Raw genomic sequence first — 16,392 nt, forward strand, 5'->3', positions numbered from 1 at the left:
GTTTTGGCCGAGCGGTCGCCGGCATGCCCGCCGCGCCCGGCACCGGCCCTGCCTCTCGGCCCGTCGTCAGTCGCACCCGGGCCGTCGCGTCAGTCGTCAGTCGGACGAGGTCGCCTTCAGTGCCAGCCACAATTCCATGCGTACGTCCGGGTCGTCCAGGGAGCGGCCGAGGATCTCCTCGACGCGACGCATGCGGTAGCGCAGGGTGTGGCGGTGGACGCCGAGGTCGGCCGCCGCGGCGTCCCACTGCCCGTGCCGGGAGAGCCAGGCGCGCACCGAGGCGACGAGGTCGCCACGCCCGGTCGCGTCGTGTGCGTAGAGAGGGCGCAGCAGCCCGTCGGCGAACGCGCGGACCGCGTCGTCGGCGAGCAGCGGTATCACGGACCCGGCGGCCATCTGCTCGTGCTCCACCAGCACCCGCCCCCGCCTCCGCGCCACCGACAGCGCCTGTCCGGCCTGCTTGTAGGCGGCGGACGCGGCGATGGGGCCGACCGGTGCGGAGAGGCCCACGACCAGTTCATCCTCGTCGGCGCCGACCAGGGGCTCGTGGGCTTCCCCGCCGCTCCGCGCCGCTTCCAGGCCGGCCGCGTGGTCGCAGCACGCGGCCACCGCCGCGCCGCCGTCGGCGGCCAGCACCACCAGCCGCTCCCGCTCCGGCACCACCAGGACCGCCTCGCCGGAGCGGGCGGCGGCCGATTCCATGGCCTCCGCCAGGGCGCCGAGGGCGTCGCCGTTCGGGTCGCCCTGGGCACGGACGGCAGGCGCCGTCCCCGTCTCGGCCACGACGATCCGGAAGGGCGCGTCCAGGAGACCGCCGTACAGGTGTCCGGCCACCGCGCGGGCGTGGTCGGGCTCCCCGGCGAGCAGCATGCGCAGCACGGCGGCACCGATCCGCTGTTCGGCCGCACGCAGGGAGCCGGAGCGTTCCGTGGTCAGGGTGAGCAGCGCGACGGCGGAGTGGACGGCGTACCGCTGGGCGGTGCCGAGCGCGGCCGCCGTGCCCACGGCGAGCGCGGCCCGGGGGCGCCGGCCGGTGCCCAGGGAGTGCAGTTCGACCCGGTCGTCGTCCTCCGGCCCGGCCACCACCGACGAGGCGGGTGCGGACCGCTCCCGCAGCCGGCGCACATCGGCCGTGAGCCGTGCCGCGCGCCTGCCCGCCCACTCCGGTGCCGCGGCGACGACGGCGCCCGAGGCGTCGTACAGCGCGGCCCATCCCTCGATCTGGGAGGCGAGGGCGGTCAGCAGCCCCTCGGGACCGCCGGTCAGCCCCTGCTTGGTCAGCTCCCGCTGGGCCGCGAACCCCGCGGTCACCGCGCGGTACTGGTCGGCGGCGATGGCGGCGGAGACGGCCTTGCTGATCGCGAGGAAGGGGGTGCGGCGCGGCACCTCCAGCAGGGGCAGTCCCTCCTCCCTCGCCGCGTCCACGAGCGCCTCGGGGATGTCCTCGTAGTGGACGCCAACGGCGAAGCCGAGCCCTACGACACCCGCCCCCACCAGTCGTTTCACATAGCGGCGCATCGCCGCCGGATCCTCCGCGTCCAGCTTCAGGGCGGTGATCAGCAGCAGTTCCCCGCCCTCCATGTAGGGCACGGGGTCGGCCAGCTCACTGGCATGAGCCCAGCGGACCGGCACGTCGAGGCCGTCCTCGCCCGCCCGCACGGTCAGTTTGAGCGTGGAGTGGTGGACGAGCGAAGCGAGCGTCGGGGGCATGGGACCTTCAGGTCGGCGGAGATCGGCGGATCCGGCGATCGGAGGAGCCGATGGTCGGTGATCAGGCATGCGCGTGGTCGGGGCCAGGACACCGGACGGCAGGGCGTCGGGTGAGTGTGGTGAATTTTTGGCCGTCACGTATGAACGACCTATGTCGATTCTGCCCCACCGTACGGTCGAGGCGTCACCGCATATTCGGACGGCTCTCCCTCCGGCTCGTTCACCCCTTGTCCGGACGACCGGGCAGCCGGACGAGCGGGCAGCCGGGCAGCCGCGGCTCAGCCCCGCAGGTTCACCAGCAGCGGTGGCGCGTGCTCGCCCTTGACGTTGGTCAGGGAGAGCACCGCGTGTCCCGCCGGCATCGCGTGCGCCAGCTCGGACGCGGACCACCGCTCCCGCTCGACCTGCCGCACGGTGACGGCCCGCGCGGTCGGCGCCTTGCCGGTGATGGCCCGCCGCACCGCGTGCCAGGCCTTGCCCGCGGGACTGTCCGCGATGATCTGCCGGTCGGTGACGTCCCGCGCCTCGGTCCACTCCTTGCCCCACACCTCGGCGAAGTCCTGCCCGTCCCACGGGGTGAGCCCGGCCAGTGCCATCCTGCACCCGACGGTCCCGAGCAGCGGTCCGCGCAGCGGCCTCGCCACGTCGTCCAGGGTGCGCAGGGTGAGTACCGCCCCGGCGTTGGCCGACCGCAGCCGCTGGATGCCGCGCACGGCCTCGGGGGTGATCACGCCGGTCGCGTCGTCCAGCACCAGGCAGGCGAACAGGGACCTGTCCTCCCGTACCGTCACACTCGCCGTGAACTGCGCCAGTACCAGCCGTGCCAGCACCCGCGAGGCGTCGGCATGACCCCGCTCGGGCAGGTCGACACGGACCCGCACCGGATGGTCCAGCGCCTTGAGGCTGAACGGCCGGGACTGCCCGGAGGCGGCCGCGCTCTTGAAGGCCGTGCTTTTGAAGAACGTGGCGAAGGCCGGCCGGTCCAACAGCGCCACCCGGTCGGCGAGGACCCCGCCCACGTCGCCGGGGTGGGCCATCTGCCTTTCCCGGGCGTCGAGTTCGCGCAGCAGCGACTCCTGCCCCGTCTCCGTCAGGCCCTGGCGCAGCGCGGTCAGCGGGCCGGGCGAGCCGTCGAGCAGCCCGCGCAGTTCCGGAACGGAGGGGAAGCGGCCGTGCACCGCGCGGAAGGGGCCGAGGAGCTGGGCGAGGACGGTGGTGGCGCGCCGGCTGTCGCTGCCGGGGTGCGGGTCGGCCAGGTCCCCGGCCAGCGCCTCGGCGAGCACCGCGGCGGCCTCGTCGGGGTCGGTGGTGCCGCCGTACAGGTCGAGGTCGTACGCGGAGTCGGGGTTGCCGATCCGTACCACGACGTCGTACGCGTCGGCCGGGCCGAGTCCGGCTCCCGCGGCGCCGACGACGACCACGGCGGCCCGTCCGGCGAGCGCGTGCAGGCACAGCGATTCGGCGAGCGGCCGGACGACACCGCCGGTCTTGCCGGAGCCGGCCGGTCCGACCGCGAGCAGGGAGGTGCCGAGCAGTTCGGGGCCGAGCGCGAGGCCGGCGCCCCGGTAGGCATACGGGTTGCGGACGTCGTCGGCGGTGGTGCCGAGCCGCACCTGCCCCGTGATCAGGTCGTGCCGGGCCTGCCGGGCGGGCAGGTCGCGCGCGCCGGACGGGTGCGGGCAGGCGGCGGCGCCGTGGCTGAGCACCGCACTCGTGAAGGTGGCGAGGGAGTGCCGGCCGGTGCGTACACCCTGCCAGGCGCGGGCGATGCGGGCGTGGTCGACGTCCCGCATCAGCCCGGCGCGCGCGTCGGCGGCGAGCCGCTCCGCGGCGTCCGCGGCGCCCGCGGCGCGCAGTGCGGGCCAGGTGGCGGGGTCGGCCTCGGGGGCGGGTGGGCGCCCGCTCTCCGGGGGCGTCCGGCGCCATGCGGGCGGCCCGTAGCGGCGCCAGATCTCGTCCCAGCGGCCGAGCCGCCCCACTCCGATCACGAGGGCGCCCGCGATCAGCAGGTAATAGGCGTAGACGGCCACGACGGCGCCGAAGCTGTGGGGTTCGGCCCAGGAGTCGGGGATCATCGCGTAGAGCGGCAGCAGCCACCAGCCGCCGAGGTACCCGTTCCACAGCAGCGACCAGATCAGCCAGCCCACGAGGAACGCGATCAGGGCCCCGCTGAACAGCTGCCGCCCCGGGATCCGCTCCGGTTCCTCCTCCGGGCGCGGCCGGTGTCCGAACCGCCACACGCCGGGCAGTGCCTCCGGGCGGGGTGTGCGCAGCCAGATCAGGAACGCCGACCCGTCCGGCAGCGGCGGCACGCCCGGTGCCCTGACCGGCCTCGGGGGCACCGCGGGCACCTCCGGCGGCCCCGCAGGGCGCGGCACGGGGTTCGTATGCGTACCCCGAGCGTCCTGCGTCCCGTCGCTGTCCATCGCCCTGCCCCCTGACCAGCCGCGCCGTTCACCGTCAGCGAGTCAATCTAACGCCCCGGCAGGGCGAGTTCACCGTTTACCCGGCCAGGTCGCGCCACGGCGAAAGGCCCGTCCGCGCCAAGCCCTCGCCGTGTCCCGTGCCACCGCTATGTCCATCACGGACAACCCGGCCCCCGGAACAACGCCCACATGGAGCATGCCCAGCTTCCCCTCACCGTCCTAGCCTGCGAGAAAAGGAACCAAGTGTCCGTTACACCCCCCAGGAGCCCCTCATGACCGCACTTCCGCAGGAGCGCCGCGTCGTCACCGCCATCCCCGGCCCGAAGTCGCAGGAGCTGCAGGCCCGTCGTACCGCCGCGGTCGCACAGGGCGTGGGCTCGGTGCTGCCCGTGTTCGCCGCGCGGGCGGGCGGCGGGATCATCGAGGACGTCGACGGCAACCGGCTGATCGACTTCGGCTCGGGCATCGCGGTGACCTCCGTCGGCGCCTCCGCCGAGGCCGTCGTACGCCGCGCCTCCGCCCAGCTCACCGACTTCACGCACACCTGTTTCATGGTCACGCCGTACGAGGGGTACGTGGCCGTGGCCGAGGCGCTCGCCGAGCTGACGCCCGGCGACCACGCCAAGAAGTCGGCCTTGTTCAACAGCGGCGCCGAGGCCGTCGAGAACGCCGTCAAGATCGCGCGGGCCTACACGAAGCGGCAGGCGGTCGTCGTGTTCGACCACGGCTACCACGGCCGCACCAACCTCACCATGGCGCTGACCGCGAAGAACATGCCGTACAAGCACGGCTTCGGCCCGTTCGCGCCCGAGGTGTACCGCGTCCCGGTGGCCTACGGCTACCGCTGGCCGACCGGCCCCGAGAACGCGGGTCCGGAGGCCGCCGCGCAGGCCATCGACCAGATCTCCAAGCAGGTCGGCGCGGAGAACGTGGCCGCGATCGTCATCGAGCCGGTGCTCGGCGAGGGCGGCTTCATCGAGCCGGCGAAGGGCTTCCTGCCCGCGCTCAGCAAGTTCGCGCAGGACAACGGCATCGTGTTCGTCGCCGACGAGATCCAGTCCGGTTTCTGCCGCACCGGCCAGTGGTTCGCCTGCGAGGACGAGGGTGTCGTCCCGGACCTGATCACCACCGCCAAGGGCATCGCCGGCGGGCTGCCGCTCGCCGCGGTGACCGGCCGCGCGGAGATCATGGACGCGGCGCACTCGGGCGGCCTCGGCGGCACGTACGGCGGCAACCCGGTGGCCTGCGCGGGTGCGCTCGGCGCCATCGAGATGATGAAGGAGCTGGACCTCAACGGGAAGGCCAAGGCGATCGAGGCGGTCATGAAGGCCCGGCTGACCGCGATGGCCGAGAAGTTCGACGTCATCGGTGAGGTCCGGGGCCGCGGCGCGATGATCGCCGTCGAGCTGGTCAAGGACCGTACGACCAAGGAGCCGAACCCGGAGGCGACCGCCGCGCTGGCCAAGGCCTGCCACCAGGAGGGCCTGCTGGTGCTGACCTGCGGCACCTACGGCAATGTGCTGCGTTTCCTGCCGCCGCTGGTCATCGGCGAGGACCTGCTGACCGAGGGCCTGGACATCATCGAGCAGGCGTTCGCACGTGTCTGAGCAGGCTTTCGCGCACATCTGAGCCGTCGCAGGAGCGGGTGAGCCGCCCCGGATTCCATTGCCGGGGCGGCGAGCGGCAGAGCGTGTGAAGAACGTGTGCGGGGTGGATGACAGGTATCCGTCGGCCCTGTCGCGGGCCCACCCCCTGCCGTAGGTTCTACCGAGATGAGAGATACGGCCGCTCACAGGGGACTGTGAGCGGTTCGGGCCGAGGCCTCCCCAGCTTCGACCTGGTCGTGCCCTCGCGCACACAACCGGAGCCCCCAGGTTCGGGTCTCCTCCCCGATCGGACAGTCGCCCGCCCCAAACCCCCCGGGGCGCGCGGCGTTCCGATCCGGACGGCCGCCCGCGCCTCACGGACGGCGGGCCGTTCCCCGAAGGGCCAGTGCTCCCCCCTTGCACTGGCCCTTCGGCATGCCACGACACACTGGCTCTTCGGCCCGCCCCGGCCCGCCTGCGAAGCTGGGCACCATGCTGCTGCTCGGACCGCCCGTTCTCCTCTTCGCGCTGATCACCTGGCAGGTCGTCGTCGACGGTCCCCTGGTGGGCCTGGACGAGCGGCTGAGCAGGGCCCTCGTCCGTCCGGACCGGGCCTCCGAGGTGTTCGCCGACCTCGGCAACGTCGAAGTGGCCGTGCCCGCCCTGGTGAGCGCGCTGGGGTATGCCGCGTGGCACGGGCGTGCCGCGGGTACGGACCGCTGGTGGCTGGCGCCCGCCGCCGGAAGCGTGGCGATGGGCCTGGTGCCGGTGCTCGTCGTGCCCCTGAAGGCGTGGACCGACCGCCCCGGCACCCCGGCCGTGCCTCCGGCGCTCGGCTACTACCCCTCCGGCCACACCGTCACCGCCGTCGTGGCGTACGGCGCGGCGGCCCTGCTCCTCCTTCCGCTGCTGCGCTCGGCGGCGGTCCGCCGCGCGCTCGTGCTGCTCTGCGCCGCCCTCGTCGCCGCCGTCTCCTTCGGTCTGGTGCGCCGGGGCTACCACTGGCCGCTGGACGTGGCGGCGGGCTGGTGCCTGGGGGCGGTACTGCTGATCTGCCTGTCACTGCTGGTCGGCAAAGACAGCCGTTCACAGTCCGCCGGAGCTCCCGGCGCCGAAACCGGTCCCCGCTGACGGGCCATGCCGCTCTCACGCCCCACCACTCGCTTCCTTGTGCGCGCTCACTCGCCTTCCCCGGCACCACTCGCTCCCCCTTCGAGAGGCCCAGCGGCACCTTGGGGCGCTGACTGTCCGGTCCCGGCTGCACGTCCTCCCGCCCGGCGAGCCCCGCCGCCGCCTCGTGCACGGCCGGTCCGAGCAGTGCCGGATCGGTGAGTGTGCCCGGCCCGTCCGGCGGAACAGCCGGCGCGTCCCGTCGGCCGACACGCGGCCCGGGCAGGGCGCCAGGATCCAGGTGCCGTCGTCCGCCGTGCGGATCCCGGTGCCGACCCAGCGGCCGCGGGCCCGCGGTGCCCGGCGGCACGAGGGAGCCCGTCCGCGCGTCGCCGAAGTCGCCCAGCACGGGGCCCGGGCCGGTCGGGGACGCGGGTGGGCACGTCGAGCGGCCTCAGCTGTCGAAGCCCAGCCCCAGCCGGTCCATCGTGCGCAGCCACAGGTTCCGGCGTCCGTCGTGCGCGTCGGCCCGCGCCAGGGACCACTGGGTGAGCGCGATACCGGTCCAGGCGAAGGGCTCCGGCGGGAACGGCAGCGGCTTCCTGCGCACCATCTCCAGCTCCGTGCGCTCGGTGCGCTCCCCCGCCAGCAGGTCCAGCATCACCTCGGCGCCGAAGCGGGTGGCGCCGACGCCGAGCCCCGTGTAGCCCGCCGCGTAGGCGACCCTGCCCCGGTGGGCGGTTCCGTAGAACGCCGAGAAGCGGGAGCAGGTGTCGATCGCGCCGCCCCAGGCATGGGTGAAGCGGACGCCCTCCAGCTGCGGGAAGCTGGTGAAGAAGTGGTCCGCGAGCTTCGCGTAGGTCTCCGGACGGTCGTCGTACTCGGCGCGCACCCGGCCGCCGTACGGGTAGACCGCGTCGTAGCCGCCCCACAGGACGCGGTTGTCGGCGGTCAGCCGGAAGTAGTGGAACCGGTTGGCGGTGTCCGCGAGCCCCTGCCGGTTCTGCCAGCCGACGGACGCCAGTCGGTCGGCGGTGAGCGGCTCGGTCATCAGCGCGTAGTCGTAGACCGGGACGGTGTAGGCGCGGGCCCGTCGGACCAGGCTGGGGAAGACGTTGGTGCCGAGCGCCGTGGTCCGGGCGCGGATCTGCCCGTAGGGGGTGCGTACGGCCAGTCCGGCGCCGTACGTGCGCAGGCTGAGGGCGGGGGTGTGCTCGTACACGCGGACGCCGAGGCCGAGACAGGCCCGTTTCAGTCCCCAGGCGAGTTTCGCCGGGTGGAGCATGGCCACCCCCCGGTGGTCCCACAGGCCGCCCCGGAAGGTGGGCGAGTCGACCTGGGCGCGGACCGCGTCGGCGTCCAGGAACTCCACGCCGCCGGAGAGCCCCCGGCGGTCCATCTCCTGGTACCAGTCGCGCAGTGCCCGTTCCTGGTAGGGCTCGGTGGCGACGTCGATCTCGCCGGTGCGTTCGAAGTCGCAGTCGATGGCGTGGCGGGCGACCGTCTCCTCGATGGCGTCGAGGTTGCGGGCGCCCAGCCGCTCCAGCTCGTGGATCTCGTCGGGCCAGCGGGTCAGGCCGTTGGCCAGGCCGTGGGTGAGGGAGGCGGCGCAGAATCCGCCGTTGCGGCCCGAGGCGGCCCAGCCCACCTCGCGCCCCTCGACCAGGACGACGTCGCGGCCCGGATCCCGCTCCTTGGCGATCAGCGCCGTCCACAGTCCGCTGTATCCGCCGCCCACGACCAGCAGGTCGCAGGTCTCGGTACCGGTGAGGGCGGGCTCGGGCCGCGGCCTGCCGGGGTCGTCCAGCCAGTACGGGAGGGGCCGGACCTCGGAGAGGGATGCCGTCCAACGGCTCATGGTGGCCTACGCCTTCTGCCGGTTGCGGCGGTCGCCGACGGCCATGGAAACCAGTACCAGCAGGACGGCGACGACGAACATGGCCGTGCCGATGACGTTGATCTGCACGGGAGTTCCGCGCTGGGCGGAGCCCCAGACGAACATCGGGAACGTGACGGTGGAGCCCGCGTTGAAGTTGGTGATGATGAAGTCGTCGAAGGAGAGCGCGAAGGCGAGCAGCGCGCCCGCCGCGATGCCGGGTGCGGCGATCGGCAGGGTGACCCGCAGGAAGGTCTGGAACGGGCCGGCGTACAGGTCCTGGGCGGCCTGCTCGAGGCGCGGGTCCATGGACATCACCCGGGCCTTGACGGCGACCACGACGAAGCTGAGACAGAACATGATGTGGGCGATCAGGATCGTCCAGAAGCCCAGCTGGGCGCCCATGTTGAGGAACAGGGTCAGCAGTGAGGCCGCCATGACCACCTCGGGCATCGCCATGGGCAGGAAGATCAGCGAGTTCACGGCGCCGCGGGCGCGGAACCGGTAGCGGACCAGCGCGAACGCGATCAGCGTGCCGAGCAGGGTGGCGCCGAGGGTCGCCCACAGGGCGATCTGGAGGCTGAGCGACAGGGAGCCGCACAGGCCGGAGACCCCGCACGGGTCCTTCCAGGCGTCGGTGGAGAACTCCTGCCACTCGTAGTTGAAGCGGCCCTTCGGGTTGTTGAAGGAGAACACGGTGACGACGATGTTCGGCAGCAGCAGATACGCGAGCGTCAGCAGTCCCGCGATGACGACGAGACGGCGCTTGAGCCAGTGGACGAAGGCCATTTACACCAGATCCTCCGTGCCGGACTTACGGATGTAGAGCGTGACCATGACGAGGATCGCGGCCATCAGGATGAACGAGAGCGCGGCGGCCGTCGGGTAGTCGAGGACGCGCAGGAACTGCGACTGGATCACGTTGCCGACCATGCGGGTGTCGGTGGAGCCGAGCAGGTCCGCGTTGATGTAGTCGCCGGTGGCCGGGATGAAGGTCAGCAGCGTGCCGGAGACGACGCCCGGCATCGACAGCGGGAAGGTGACCTTGCGGAAGGTGGTCGAGGGCCTGGCGTACAGGTCGTTCGCCGCCTCGTGCAGCCGCGGGTCGAGGCGTTCCAGTGAGGTGTAGAGCGGCAGGATCATGAACGGCAGGAAGTTGTACGTCAGACCGCAGACGACGGCGAGCGGTGTGGCCAGCACCCGGTCGTCCGCCGTCCAGCCGAGCCAGGCGGTGACGTCCAGGACGTGCAGGGTGTTCAGGGCGTCGACCACCGGACCGCCGTCGGCGAGGATCGTCTTCCAGGCGAGGGTGCGGATCAGGAAGCTGGTGAAGAACGGCGCGATCACCAGGATCATGATCAGGTTCCGCCAGCGTCCCGCGCGGAAGGCGATCAGATACGCCAGCGGGTAGCCGAGCAGCAGGCACAGCACGGTCGCGGAGGCCGCGTAGAGCACCGAGCGGACGAACTGCGGCCAGTACGCGGACAGGGCGTCCCAGTAGACGGCGACGTTCCAGGTGACCCGGTAGCCCTCCTCCAGGGACCCCGTCTGGACGGAGGTGGAGGCCTGGTAGATCACCGGCAGCGCGAAGAAGACGACCAGCCACAGCAGGCCGGGCAGCAGGAGCAGGTACGGCGTCCAGCGGCCCCGCCTGCGCGGTGGTTTCGTCTCCGGGGCGGGCGCCAGGGGCGGCGCCTCGGTGGCCGTGGCCATCAGACGACCTCCTCCTCGACGGTCTCGACGCCCGCGTCCACATCCTGCGCGGCGTCCAGGCCGAAGGTGTGCGCGGGGTTCCAGTGCAGGACGACCTCCGCGCCGGGCACCAGGCGGTCGTCGCGGTCGATGTTCTGGACGTAGACCTCGAACGCGGTGCAGACCGGGCTGTCGACGACGAACTGCGTGGAGACACCGATGAAGCTGGAGGCGGCGATCCGGCCGGTGATCCGGTTGCGGCCCCCGGGGATCTGTCCGGCGTCGTCGGCGTGGGCGAGGGAGATCTTCTCCGGGCGCACCCCCAGCAGCACCTTGCCGCCGGTCGTGGTGGGGCCGCTGTTGCGCGCCGAGGGCAGGACGAGTTTGCCGCCGCCCGCCTTCAGCACGAGGTCGTCGCCGGACCTGGAGTCGACATCGGCCTCGATGAAGTTGGACGTGCCGAGGAAGTTGGCGACGAACGTGGTGCGCGGGTTCTCGTACAGGTCGGTGGGCGGGCCGAGTTGCTCGACGCGGCCGGCGTTCATCACGGCGACCGTGTCGGCCATGGTCATGGCCTCCTCCTGGTCGTGCGTGACATGCACGAAGGTGATGCCGACCTCGGTCTGGATGCGCTTGAGCTCCAGCTGCATCTGGCGGCGCAGTTTGAGGTCGAGGGCGCCGAGCGGCTCGTCGAGCAGCAGCACCTTGGGGTGGTTGATCAGGGCACGGGCCACCGCGACGCGCTGCTGCTGGCCGCCGGAGAGCTGGTGCGGTTTCCTGCGCGCCTGCTCGCCGAGCTGGACGAGGTCGAGCATCTCCCCGACCTGCTTCTTCACCGACTTGATGCCGCGCCGACGCAGGCCGAAGGCGACGTTCTCGAAGATGTCGAGGTGCGGGAAGAGGGCGTAGGACTGGAAGACGGTGTTCACCGGCCGCTTGTACGGCGGGAGCGCGGTGACGTCCTGGTCGCCGAGGTGGACGGTGCCGGCGGTGGGTTCCTCCAGGCCGGCGATCATCCGCAGCGTGGTGGTCTTGCCGCAGCCGGACGCGCCGAGCAGCGCGAAGAAGGAGCCCTGGGGCACGGTCAGGTCGAGGGGGTGTACGGCGGTGAACGCGCCGTAGGTCTTGCTGATGCCGGTGAGTCGGACGTCCCCGCCGTGGGCGGCCGTGTCGTTCGTCGTCTTCATCTCGTCACGCCCCCGTGAGTTTCGCGAACCTGGCTTCGAATGCCGGCTCTTCCTCGGAGTTCAGCGAGCGGAAGGCACGGGACTTGGCCTGCATGGCCTGGTCGGGGAGGATCAGCGGGTTGTTCGCCGCGTCCTCGTCGATCTTCGCGAGCTCGTCCTTCACCCCGTCGACTGGACAGACGAAGTTGATGTAGGCGGCGAGTTCGGCGGCCGGCTGCGGCTCGAAGTAGTAGTCGATGAGCCGCTCGGCGTTGGTCTTGTGCCGGGCCTTGTTGGGAATCAGCAGGTTGTCGCTGGACGTCAGGTAACCGCTGTCGGGGATGAGGAAGTCGATGTCCGGGTTGTCCGCCTTGAGCTGGACGATGTCTCCGGCCCAGGCCAGGCAGGCGGCGAGGTCGCCCTTGGTGAGGTCGGCGGTGTAGTCGTTGCCGGTGAAGCGGCGTATCTGGCTCTTGTCGACTGCCTTCTGGATACGGGCGATGGCCGCGTCGTAGTCGTCGGCGGTGAACTTCGCCGGGTCCTTGTCCATGTCGAGCAGGGTCATGCCCATGGTGTCGCGCATCTCGGTGAGGAGGCCGACGCGCCCCTTCAGCTCCGGGTTGTCCAGCAGGTCGGAGAGGGTCTTCACCTCGATGCCGTCGAGTGCCTTCCGGTTGTAGGCGATGACGGTCGAGATGCCCTGCCAGGGGTAGGAGTAGGCGCGGCCCGGGTCCCAGTCGGGGTTGCGGAACTGGGGCGACAGGTGGGTGAAGGCGTGCGGCAGGTTGGACGGATCCAGTTTCTGGACCCAGCCGAGGCGGATCAGACGGGCGGCCAGCCAGTCGGTGAGGACGATGAGGTCGCGGCCGGTGTCCTGGCCGGCGGCGAGCTGGGGTTTGATCTTGCCGAAGAACTCGGTGTTGTCGTTGATGTCCTCGGTGTACTTGACCCTGATGCCGGTACGCCCGGAGAACGCGTCCAGCGTGGGATGCCTGCGCCCGCTCTCGTCGACGTCCATGTACTCGGTCCAGTTGGAGAAGCTGACGGTCTTCTCCTCCTTCGAGCGGTCCTCCGCCGGGACCCCGCCCCGGGTGGTGCCGGCCGCGGGGATGCCGCAGGCGCTCAGCGTCCCGAGTCCGCCGGCCGCGAGCACGCCGCCCGTGGCGGCGCGCAGCAGGGAACGGCGGCTCGGAGCCGCCCTTCCGGTGCGGAATCCGCTCCGCACGGCGGCCGGCCGGGCCGGTGGGAGGCGGTCGGGCTCGTACTGTTCCATGCGCGTGGTGCCTTTCGGGTCAGTGGCCGAGGGTCGGTCGGCCCGGCTGCTATCGGTCCCCGAAGATCGTGCGGTGCCAGTCCTTGCGGACGACCGCCGTGTTGTCGAACATGACGTGCTTGAGCTGGGTGTACTCATCGAACGAGTACACGGACATGTCCTTTCCGAAGCCGGACGCCTTGTAGCCGCCGTGCGGCATCTCGCTGATGATCGGGATGTGGTCGTTGATCCACACGCAGCCCGCCTTGATCTCCCGCGTGGCGCGGCCGGTCCGGTACACGTCCCGGCTCCACGCGGAGGCGGCGAGCCCGTACGGCGTGTCGTTGGCGAGCGCGATGCCCTCGTCGTCGGTGTCGAAGGGCAGGACGACCAGTACCGGTCCGAAGATCTCGGACTGCACGACCTCGCTGTCCTGCGGGGCGTCGGCGATGAGGGTGGGGCGGTAGTACGCGCCCCGCGCGAGGTCCGCGCCCGGGGCCTCGCCGCCGGTCACCACGCGCGCGTAGGCACGCGCCCGGTCGACGAAGCCGGCCACCCGGTCGCGCTGGGCGTGCGAGATCAGCGGGCCGAGGTCGGTGCCGGGAGCGAAGGGATCGCCGAGCCGCACGGTCTCCATCAGCGCGGCCGTGCGCTCGACGAACGCGTCGTAGAGGGGCCGTTGCACGTACGCGCGCGTGGCGGCCGTGCAGTCCTGGCCGGTGTTGATGAGCGCGCCCGCGACCGCTCCGTTGACGGCGGCGTCGAGGTCGGCGTCGTCGAAGACGAGGAAGGGTGCCTTGCCGCCGAGTTCGAGATGGACGCGCTTGACGGTGGCGGTGGCTATCTCGGCGACCCGCCTGCCCACGGCGGTGGAGCCGGTGAAGGAGGTCATGGCGACGTCGGGATGGCCGACGAGGTGTTCGCCCGCCTCCTTGCCGGTGCCGGTGACGACGTTGATCACGCCGTCCGGGATGCCCGCGTCGGTGGCGGCCCGCGCGAACAGGAGGGAGGTCAGCGGGGTGAGCTCGGCGGGCTTGAGGACGATGGTGTTGCCCGCGGCGATCGCCGGGAGGATCTTCCACGCGGCCATCTGGAGCGGGTAGTTCCAGGGCGCGACGGAGCCGACGACACCGATGGGCTCGCGGCGGACGTAGGAGGTGTGGTCACCGGAGTACTCACCGGCCGACTGGCCCTGCAGTCGCCGGGCGGCGCCGGCGAAGAAGGCGATGTTGTCGATGCTCCCGGGGACGTCGAACTCCCGGCTCAGCTTCAGGGGTTTGCCGCACTGCAGGGACTCGGCGAGGGCGAAGTCCTCCGCGCGCTCGGCGACCACGGCGGCGAATCGGTACAGGGCGTCGGAACGCTCGCCCGGGGTGGCACCGGCCCACCCCGGGAACGCCTCTCGCGCGGCGGCGACGGCCGCGTCCACGTCATCGGTGCCGGCGAGTTCGTAGGTGTACACCTCCTCACCGGTGGCCGGGTCGACGACCGTGTGCGTACGGCCCGAGGTGCCCTTCGCCGGATGTCCCGCGACGAAGTGCGGCCCGTCGGCGAACCGGTCCTGGGCGGGACGTCGTTCCGGTGCGGCATGGCCCGGGTGCTGCATGTCGCTCTCCTCCGTCTCCCCGAGGGGGCGGCGTGGCTCCAGCTCGATTTGGATGCCGATCCTGACAGAGCAATGCGACCTCAACAAGTGATTCCGTTGTTTCCATTTGGTTACGCGACGAAATCTGTCGACGGGGTGCCGAGGTGTCGTGGAACGGCGGACCGGGCTGGTGGACCGGACTCTCGGACCGGACTGTCGGTGGCGCCTGCCAGACTCGCGCACATGGAGAAAATCACGGGGACGGAGGGCGCCACGGGAACGCAGAGCGCCACGGGAACGGCGGTGGGCGCGACAGGGGACACGACGGGGGCGATCGGTTCCCGGGAGGCTCTGATCGAGGCGCTGAGGGCCGGGAAGCGGGTCAAGTACCTGCACTTCTGGGGGCACCGGCCGCTGCCCGACGGCCGGATCGGAGCGAGCTGCCTGAGCCAGTGGTGGCCGGCGCCGTTCACGGTGGGCGGCGTGACCTACGCGACCGCCGAGCACTGGATGATGGCGGCCAAGGCCCGGATGTTCGCAGACCCGGAGGGGGAGCAGCGGGTACTGGCCGCGAAGCACCCGGCGCAGGCGAAGGAGGCGGGGCGGCTGGTGCGGGACTTCGACGAGGCGACATGGCGGCGGGAGCGGTTCCGCGTGGTCGTCGAGGGCAGCACGCACAAGTTCGCGGCCCATGCGGACCTGCGGGACTTCCTGCTGGGCACGGGCGAGCGCGTACTGGTCGAGGCGAGCCCGGTGGACCGGGTGTGGGGCATCGGCCTCGCGGCCGCCGACGACAGGGCGACGGACCCCGAACAGTGGCGCGGCCCGAACCTCCTGGGCTTCGCCCTGATGCGGGCCCGCACCCGCCTCCGGAAGAACCGGAACGCGATGGACGCGTGATCGGCCACGCGGCACGCTTCGCTCGAAGCCGCCGGACCGACACGCTGAGGCCGATCCGCCCGGGCCGGCGAGCGCCGTCCGGATCCGCGCCGACGCGGTGTCCGGACCGGAACGGACGTGGCGGTCCCTTCGTGCCCGATCCGGCCCCGAGCGGGCGTGACGACGTCCGCTCGGGGCCGGGTCGGGGCTCTCTGAGGTGTCTGGGGTCAGTAGGACGACGTGGCGAGGACGAGCACGCCGAAGCCGATGCCCAGGACGATGCCGACCGCGCCGCAGATGAGACCGGCCAGGGCGTGTCCCGGGTTCGTGGCCTCGCCGCGGGCCGCCTTGCCCCGGCCGAGCGCGCTGAAGATCACGGCCAGGACGCCGAGCCCGATGGCCACCGGCCAGAAGCAGAAGATCACGGCCGAGATGATGCCGAGCACGAGTCCGGTGACGCCCATGCCGTTGCTCGGCATCGGTGCCATGCCGGTCCAGCCGTAGTAGCCCGGGTCGGGTACGCCGCCATAACCGGGTGCGCCGCCGTAACCGGGCGGCTGCGGGGCCGGGTGGCCGTAACCGCTCGGGTGGCCGCCCGGGTAGCCGTACGGAACCCGGCCGGGGCCGTCGGGGGCGAGGGGCGGTGGCGGGACCGGCTCGGCGGCCGGGGGCGCGAAGGGGTTGGGGGCCGCCGCGCCGGGGCCGACGGGCGGTGCCTGTGGGGTGGCGGGGCCGGCCCAGGGCTGGGCGGGCGGCTGCGCCGGGGTGGCGGCGGGGGCGCCCATCGCGGGGAAGGACGTCACCGTCTGCTGCTCGTGCACGGAGGGGGCGCTGGGGGCCGAGGGAGCGGCCGCCGCGCCGGTCGCACCCGTGCCGGGGCCGGCGGGTCGAACTCCGGGAGTGCCCACGGGTCCACGGCTCCGGTGGAGCCCGACGGGTCGGATGCGCCCTGAGCGCCCAGGTCCACCTGGGTGACTTGGGACGCCACGTCCTGCGGCGGGCGCTGGGGCGGCTGCGCCCGAGCGGCCCCGCTGTCGGCCGGCGCCGCCCACACGTCGTCATGGTCATGCGGGCCCCGGGGCGGTGTACCGCCCGTCGTGCTCCCCCGCG

12 protein-coding genes and 1 pseudogene are annotated in these 16,392 nt (G+C 72.3%); 3 read left to right on the top strand and 10 right to left on the bottom strand.

The annotated features are described in order from the left end of the window. Window positions 1-96 precede the first annotated feature (96 nt). Together WJ438_RS12125 and WJ438_RS12130 are read right to left on the bottom strand one after the other, a co-directional pair. The gene (locus WJ438_RS12125) at window positions 97-1,710 is read right to left on the bottom strand and encodes a PucR family transcriptional regulator (RefSeq protein WP_406725249.1); all 1,614 of its coding nucleotides are present in this window, start codon (window positions 1,708-1,710) and stop codon (window positions 97-99) included. Between the two features lie 278 nt (window positions 1,711-1,988). After that, entirely contained in the window at window positions 1,989-4,136 is a 2,148-nt protein-coding gene (locus tag WJ438_RS12130; RefSeq protein WP_406725250.1) for an ATP-binding protein, read from the bottom strand. A gap of 272 nt (window positions 4,137-4,408) precedes the next feature. Here WJ438_RS12130 and gabT point away from each other — a divergent pair, with 272 nt between their 5' ends. Both gabT and WJ438_RS12140 read left to right on the top strand, forming a co-directional pair. Then, window positions 4,409-5,743, top strand: a complete 1,335-nt coding sequence (gene gabT / locus WJ438_RS12135) for a 4-aminobutyrate--2-oxoglutarate transaminase (protein ID WP_406725251.1) — start codon at window positions 4,409-4,411, stop codon at window positions 5,741-5,743. A gap of 471 nt (window positions 5,744-6,214) precedes the next feature. Beyond that, window positions 6,215-6,853, top strand: a complete 639-nt coding sequence (locus WJ438_RS12140) for a phosphatase PAP2 family protein (RefSeq protein WP_406725252.1) — start codon at window positions 6,215-6,217, stop codon at window positions 6,851-6,853. Window positions 6,854-6,986: 133 nt separating this feature from the next. Here the strand turns inward: WJ438_RS12140 and WJ438_RS12145 are convergent. The 7 genes and pseudogenes from WJ438_RS12145 to WJ438_RS12175 form a co-directional block, all read right to left on the bottom strand. Then, a pseudogene (locus WJ438_RS12145) lies at window positions 6,987-7,281 on the bottom strand (hypothetical protein); the annotation flags it as partial. 5 nt (window positions 7,282-7,286) lie between these two features. Beyond that, window positions 7,287-8,690, bottom strand: coding sequence for an NAD(P)/FAD-dependent oxidoreductase (locus WJ438_RS12150; RefSeq protein WP_406725253.1), 1,404 nt, complete (start codon window positions 8,688-8,690; stop codon window positions 7,287-7,289). 6 nt (window positions 8,691-8,696) lie between these two features. Next, the gene (locus WJ438_RS12155) at window positions 8,697-9,497 is read right to left on the bottom strand and encodes an ABC transporter permease (RefSeq protein WP_406725254.1); all 801 of its coding nucleotides are present in this window, start codon (window positions 9,495-9,497) and stop codon (window positions 8,697-8,699) included. Beyond that, on the bottom strand, window positions 9,498-10,421 hold the full coding sequence (locus WJ438_RS12160) for an ABC transporter permease (protein WP_406725255.1): 924 nt from the start codon (window positions 10,419-10,421) through the stop codon (window positions 9,498-9,500). It lies immediately after the preceding gene. Continuing rightward, window positions 10,421-11,587, bottom strand: a complete 1,167-nt coding sequence (locus tag WJ438_RS12165) for an ABC transporter ATP-binding protein (RefSeq protein WP_406725256.1) — start codon at window positions 11,585-11,587, stop codon at window positions 10,421-10,423. The genes WJ438_RS12160 and WJ438_RS12165 overlap by 1 nt, the downstream gene beginning before the upstream one ends. A 4-nt stretch (window positions 11,588-11,591) precedes the next feature. Continuing rightward, entirely contained in the window at window positions 11,592-12,839 is a 1,248-nt protein-coding gene (locus WJ438_RS12170) for a PotD/PotF family extracellular solute-binding protein (protein ID WP_406725257.1), read from the bottom strand. Between the two features lie 49 nt (window positions 12,840-12,888). Next, window positions 12,889-14,424: a gamma-aminobutyraldehyde dehydrogenase gene (locus WJ438_RS12175; protein ID WP_406725258.1), complete on the bottom strand. Its 1,536-nt coding sequence runs from the start codon at window positions 14,422-14,424 to the stop codon at window positions 12,889-12,891. A gap of 222 nt (window positions 14,425-14,646) precedes the next feature. Here WJ438_RS12175 and WJ438_RS12180 point away from each other — a divergent pair, with 222 nt between their 5' ends. Further along, window positions 14,647-15,303, top strand: a complete 657-nt coding sequence (locus tag WJ438_RS12180; protein ID WP_406725259.1) for an NADAR family protein — start codon at window positions 14,647-14,649, stop codon at window positions 15,301-15,303. A 206-nt stretch (window positions 15,304-15,509) separates the two neighbouring features. Here the strand turns inward: WJ438_RS12180 and WJ438_RS12185 are convergent, their stop codons facing one another. Further along, window positions 15,510-16,103, bottom strand: a complete 594-nt coding sequence (locus WJ438_RS12185) for a DUF4190 domain-containing protein (protein WP_406725260.1) — start codon at window positions 16,101-16,103, stop codon at window positions 15,510-15,512. Between the last annotated feature and the right edge of the window lie 289 nt (window positions 16,104-16,392).

It is taken from the genome of Streptomyces sp. GD-15H (assembly GCF_045291515.1).
Taxonomy (GTDB): Bacteria; Actinomycetota; Actinomycetes; order Streptomycetales; family Streptomycetaceae; genus Streptomyces.